The 5168-nt window shown below is 37.7% G+C and carries 6 protein-coding genes; all 6 read right to left on the bottom strand.

What is annotated here, in order from left to right:
- Positions 1-221: 221 nt before the first annotated feature.
- Entirely contained in the window at positions 222-602 is a 381-nt protein-coding gene (gene rpsL / locus AB1422_16595) for a 30S ribosomal protein S12 (protein ID MEW6620925.1), read from the bottom strand.
- Positions 603-813: 211 nt separating this feature from the next.
- A complete protein-coding gene (locus AB1422_16590; protein ID MEW6620924.1) occupies positions 814-1464 on the bottom strand; it encodes an aminodeoxychorismate/anthranilate synthase component II in 651 nt (216 codons plus the stop codon).
- A gap of 19 nt (positions 1465-1483) precedes the next feature.
- Entirely contained in the window at positions 1484-2149 is a 666-nt protein-coding gene (gene tsaB, locus AB1422_16585) for a tRNA (adenosine(37)-N6)-threonylcarbamoyltransferase complex dimerization subunit type 1 TsaB (protein MEW6620923.1), read from the bottom strand.
- Between the two features lie 3 nt (positions 2150-2152).
- Positions 2153-2617 (bottom strand): tRNA (adenosine(37)-N6)-threonylcarbamoyltransferase complex ATPase subunit type 1 TsaE, encoded by a 465-nt coding sequence (tsaE, locus tag AB1422_16580; protein MEW6620922.1) that lies wholly within the window; start codon positions 2615-2617, stop codon positions 2153-2155.
- Positions 2618-2628: 11 nt separating this feature from the next.
- On the bottom strand, positions 2629-3936 hold the full coding sequence (rimO, locus tag AB1422_16575) for a 30S ribosomal protein S12 methylthiotransferase RimO (protein MEW6620921.1): 1308 nt from the start codon (positions 3934-3936) through the stop codon (positions 2629-2631).
- Positions 3937-4351: 415 nt separating this feature from the next.
- Positions 4352-5168, bottom strand: an 817-nt coding sequence (locus AB1422_16570) for a homocysteine biosynthesis protein (GenBank protein ID MEW6620920.1), incomplete at its 5' end; no start/stop codon positions are given.

The following is a 5168-nucleotide window of genomic DNA, read 5'->3' as shown; positions in this document are numbered from 1 at the left end:
TTGTTTGGAATTTTGAATTTTGGTCATTGGAATTTATTTGTATTTTGGAATTTGTGATTTGGAATTTTGCCACTCACTCCGCTCTCCTGCAATCTCTAATCTCCCGTTTATAGTTTATCCTTGCTTATCTCATCTTGTTACCCAATTTGTGGGTAAGGATTAGACCCCTGCCAGCGGGGGACAACGGCCAATCAATCACTTGAATGGCGACAGAGCACTAGCTACTTTCCTGTTTTCGGTCTTTTAGTTCCATATTTAGACCTTGCTTTTCTTCTATCCGTAACGCCTATAGTATCTAAAGTGCCTCGAATAATATGGTATCGAACGCCGGGTAAATCTTTTACCCTACCCCCACGGATTAAAACAATGGAATGTTCCTGGAGATTATGTCCAATACCCGGGATATAAGATGTTACTTCGCCCCCTTTAGATAATCGGACTCGGGCTACTTTTCTTAAAGCAGAATTTGGTTTTTTGGGTGTAGTCGTATAGACGCGTGTGCACACCCCTTTAGCCTGCGGACATCCTCCTAAAGCCGGAGTTTTTTTCCTGCTTATCATTTTCTCCCTTTCAAATCTAACTAATTGATTAACCGTTGGCACTTTATCCTCCATCCTTTCGGTAGAGTTTAGTGAGAATAAAAAAGCAAGCCTTAGTAAGCCTGCTTTTTTTGTAAAAAAATAGGACTCTTAAAAACTTAGAGGAAATTTAAAATATCTTTTTCTCTTCTCTCCCTCCTTTTTTAAGAGATTATTACTAAAACTCTACAAAAAAAATTATGATATATAAATATACCATTACTTCATAATTTTGTCAACTATTTTTTTTAATTTTTTTTATGCCTGAATTTTGAATGGTATCTACACCCGCAATTTTACTTGCTATTTTTACCCATTTCCTTAATATGTCTTTTCCAACTTTAGTTAATATAGATTCGGGGTGAAATTGTATTCCTTCGACATCATATTCTTTATGTCGGATACCCATTATCTCTTCTTCTTGTGTCCAGGCAGTTATTTCTAAGCAATCTGGAAAAGTATCCTTTTTGATTATTAAGGAGTGGTAACGGGTAGCGACAAATGGGTTTTCAATACCCTCGTATATCCTTTTGCCATTGTGATAGATCAAGGATGTTTTACCATGCATAAGTCTATCTGCTCGAACGATTTCTCCACCAAAGACATATCCCATACACTGATGTCCAAGACAAACACCTAACATAGGTATCTTACCGGCAAATTCTTTAATTATCTCATTAGATATCCCGGCTTGTAACGGTGTGCAGGGGCCTGGAGAGATTAAAATAGCCTCAGGAGATAATTTATAAATCATATCAATTGTGATTTTATCATTTCGATAAACCGTTAATTTGTCCGCGATATTATCTCCACTTAATCCTATTTCCCCTAAATATTGAACAAGATTATAAGTAAAGGAATCGTAATTATCAATGATTAATATCATTTTTCTCCCTTTCTGTAACTCACAGTGCCATTCTGAGATAGAATGGAGTAAAAGAATAAATATCTACCTGATTGCCTGCTTTTAGTTCTTTTAGCCCCAATATCGCCAGGTTACTTGCCCGTAGTAACCATAAAGATAATGGAGCAAAATAGACTTCTCTATTTTTCAATGCCTCTTTAAGTTGTTCCTGATATAATTTAAGCCCCTGACCTAAAAAGATAGTTGGTTGAGAAATCATCTCAATTAATCTTTGAGGAGAAATAAGTAAATAATCCGTTAGCCGTTGAGGGGGTTGACCTTGATAGAAAGCAGTATAAATCTCATTTTTCCTTGCATCTAATATCGGGCAGATAATCTTTTCGGTATAAAGCAGATTTAAAGCAAGGCTATCTAATGTAGAAATACCGACTAACGGAATGTTTAGTCCATACGCTAATCCTTTCGCCGTGCTAACCCCAATTCGTAGCCCGGTAAAAGAGCCTGGCCCCGAAGAAACGGCTATCCCCTCTATCTCCCTAACAGATAAACCTGCATCTTTCAGAACCGTGTCAATAGCAGGTATTAGCCAGGTAGAATGCTCTAATTTACCTTGATAAGTGTATTCAGAGATTATCTCTTCCTCATCAATTAAGGCAATACTTCCTGCTGGTGTTGATGTTTCTATACCTAAAACCTTCATCGTCATTTTCTATTTTCTTTTCAATTGAGCAACAATTTGCTGGTAATGGTTTCCATAAGGGATAAAGTTAATCTCACGGCTATGAGAATCAATCCACTCAATTTCCACTCTCAGGTATTCAGGTGGTATTAGTTCTTCCACCTTTTCCGGCCATTCAATTACGGTGATACCATCTCCAAAGAAATATTCTTCATAACCCAGGTCATACAATTCGTTCAGGGACTCTAATCGATACAGGTCAAAGTGAAAAAGTGGTAATCGAGCCTGACGGTATTCACGGAGCATTAAGAAGGTAGGCGAATTGACATATTCATCCGCCACGCCAAGTCCTCTGGCTATTCCCTGAGTAAATACGGTTTTCCCCGCGCCTAAACCACCGAATAGACAAACAATATCACTTTTTTCTAAATACTTGCCTAATCTCTCTCCCCATAACTTTGTTTGTTCAGGAGCCCTTGTCGTAATGATTAACATAGTAACCTCCTTCAGCGTCTTGTTGGTCTTCCAATCAGGTCATATTCTTTAGAATCAATTATCTTGACTTCTATAAATTCACCAACTTTACCTGTTTTTTGATGAATAATGACCAATCCATCGATGTCTGGGGCATCGTATTTACTGCGGGCATAAGTTATTTGGTCTGTTGTTTTTTCTATCACTACCTCCAGATTCTTTCCAATACTATTCTTTAATTTTTTAGATGATATCTTCTGCTGGAGTGTTAAAAGTATTAGCCATCTTTCTTCCTTAATTTGTTCTGGAATCTGGTCTGGCATAGAATAGGCTAAAGTCCCTTTCTCAGGTGAATATTTGAACAAACCTAATCGGTCAAACTCTATTTCCTTGACAAAATCCACTAATTTTTTAAAATCTTTGTCAGTTTCTCCAGGAAATCCTACCATTAGCGAAGTTCTTAAGGCAACATCCGGGATTGTTTCCCTTATTTTTTTTATCAATTCGTAAATCTTTTGACCTGGCAATGGCCGATTCATTCTGTTAAGGATTTCATCGTCAATATGTTGTATCGGTATATCAATGTATGGGCAAATTTTTGCAGAATTGCTCATTATCGAAATCACATCATCGGTCAGATGCTCCGGGTGACTATACATAATCCTTATCCATTTTATTGGCTCGATTTTTACTAATCTTTTTAGAAGTTGAGCTAATTTTGCCTCACCGTAAATATCCACCCCATACAAGGTTGTATCCTGGGCAATCAAAATAATCTCTTTTACCCCAACGCCGGATAAATTTTCTACCTCTTTGACAATATCTTCGATGGGACGACTTCTAAATTTCCCCCGTAGTTTTGGAATAAGGCAATAAGAACACCAATTATTACATCCCTCCGCTATCTTGATGTATGCAGTAAAATTAATGGTCGTCCGCAATCGAGGGGTCTGAGACGAATAGATAAATTCAGGTCTATTGCAATAGACCTTTTGAGAGGTATTAAGTATTTTGTCAATTTTATGAATCTGTCCTGGGGCAATTAAATAAGATACCTCCGGGAACTCCTCTAAAAGTTTATCTCCATCTCGTTGAACAAGACAACCAGCAACAATTATCTTTTGATTTTTATTCAATGAATTCTGGATAATTATTTTTGCTTCGTTGACCGCGGGCTGAATAAAAGCACAGGTATTAATAATCAGTATTTGAGACCTTTCTGGATTGAAAGTAATCTCATAGCCGGCGTTTTCTAACAACCCAAGCATCACTTCTGTATCAACCAAATTCTTTGGACAACCAAGACTTATGGCAGAAATCAAACCCGAACATCTTTTCATGTTTCCCCTGAAAATCGGGACTCGGGACTCGGGATTCGGGAAGAAAGAAACTCTCAGCAATTCCCCCTTAATAAAGGGGGTTAGGGGGTTGTCCTTCTCCCATTTTCATTGCCCTTTGTGAGCCTTGGCTCATGTCCGTTTCCCCTGAAAATAGGTTATGGGACGCAGATTTTCGCAGATGAACAGGATTAAAATTAATTTTTTATTATTGTATTTCTATAGTTATTTCTTTAGAGTTTCTTGATGTTTTTATAGTGCCTTAGTGGTTTTTCTTTAAAATCTTGTAAATCCTGTAAATCTGCGTCCCATTAATTTTCATCGTCGTTTGTGTCCACGCTGTGGGCAGGAGGGTTTCGCCTATTTTTTACTTCTTAGTTTTTACCTTCTCCTCCATTTTATCCATGCTAATCAGTGGCTAAACAGTTACGATTTCCTTAAGTGGCTTAAAGTTAACCGTAGAGCCAACAGATGGGAGCATCTGAACCGGTTCGCTCAGGAAAAATTTACCTTTAAGAATCCATTCTTTAAGTATATTGGCGATTTCTCTGGCTTTAGCATAGCTTGACAGCCCACCCGTTGGTATTTCTTTACCATCAAGGAATATTTTTCCACTTTTGAGTTGGGCATAATTTACTTCACCTAAACTTTCTGGTTTTGCCTGCGGGTATGCAGAACTGTAATCTACAATCTGGGTATATATTTCTTCGTCTTTAACTGCGGTATATCGGCAAATTTCTTCATTAAGTATTGGAATAGGTATGCCAATTCCTACGGCTAATGATACGCCATAACCAGTCATACTTACTCCCCTCAACCATTCTGGACTCATTTGTTTTAAATCTCCTAATACTGATAGAGTGCCGGCTGAACATTTAGGGACATCATTTTTACCTCGAGGAACATTAGGATTATGCTGTGTTCCCTGCCAGATAACATAACCTGTCCCACCGCCTAAAAATATCCTTGTGCCAACACCTATGGTTAAATACAATGGGTCGTTGAATAAAGGAGACAGCTGGCCGGCACTACAGTAATTAGCATTACCCAATTTGGGTTGTAATACTCCCATATAGGTATAGATAACTTTATTTGAAAGATTTACTGCAACATTATAGTTCTGGTAGCAATTTCTTGGATTAAATAGCACTGCCTCATTTAAGTCTTTAATATTAATCCAGGTATCAAGTTCTTTTCTGGGATAGCAATCTGTGCCATAAGAAATTGCCTTCAAG

Source organism: bacterium (genome assembly GCA_040757115.1).
Classification (GTDB): Bacteria; UBA9089; CG2-30-40-21; order CG2-30-40-21; family SBAY01; genus JBFLXS01.
The sequence above is the reverse complement of the archived record's forward strand: the minus strand, read 5'-3'. Positions and strand labels throughout refer to the sequence as shown.

What these genes read in the sequence shown, in the direction of transcription:
- AB1422_16590 (MEW6620924.1), bottom strand. Translation starts at nt 1,464, where the DNA reads ATGATATTAATCATTGATAATTACGATTCCTTTACTTATAATCTTGTT.
- tsaB (MEW6620923.1), bottom strand. Translation starts at nt 2,149, where the DNA reads ATGACGATGAAGGTTTTAGGTATAGAAACATCAACACCAGCAGGAAGT.
- rimO (MEW6620921.1), bottom strand. Translation starts at nt 3,936, where the DNA reads ATGAAAAGATGTTCGGGTTTGATTTCTGCCATAAGTCTTGGTTGTCCA.
- tsaE (MEW6620922.1), bottom strand. Translation starts at nt 2,617, where the DNA reads ATGTTAATCATTACGACAAGGGCTCCTGAACAAACAAAGTTATGGGGA.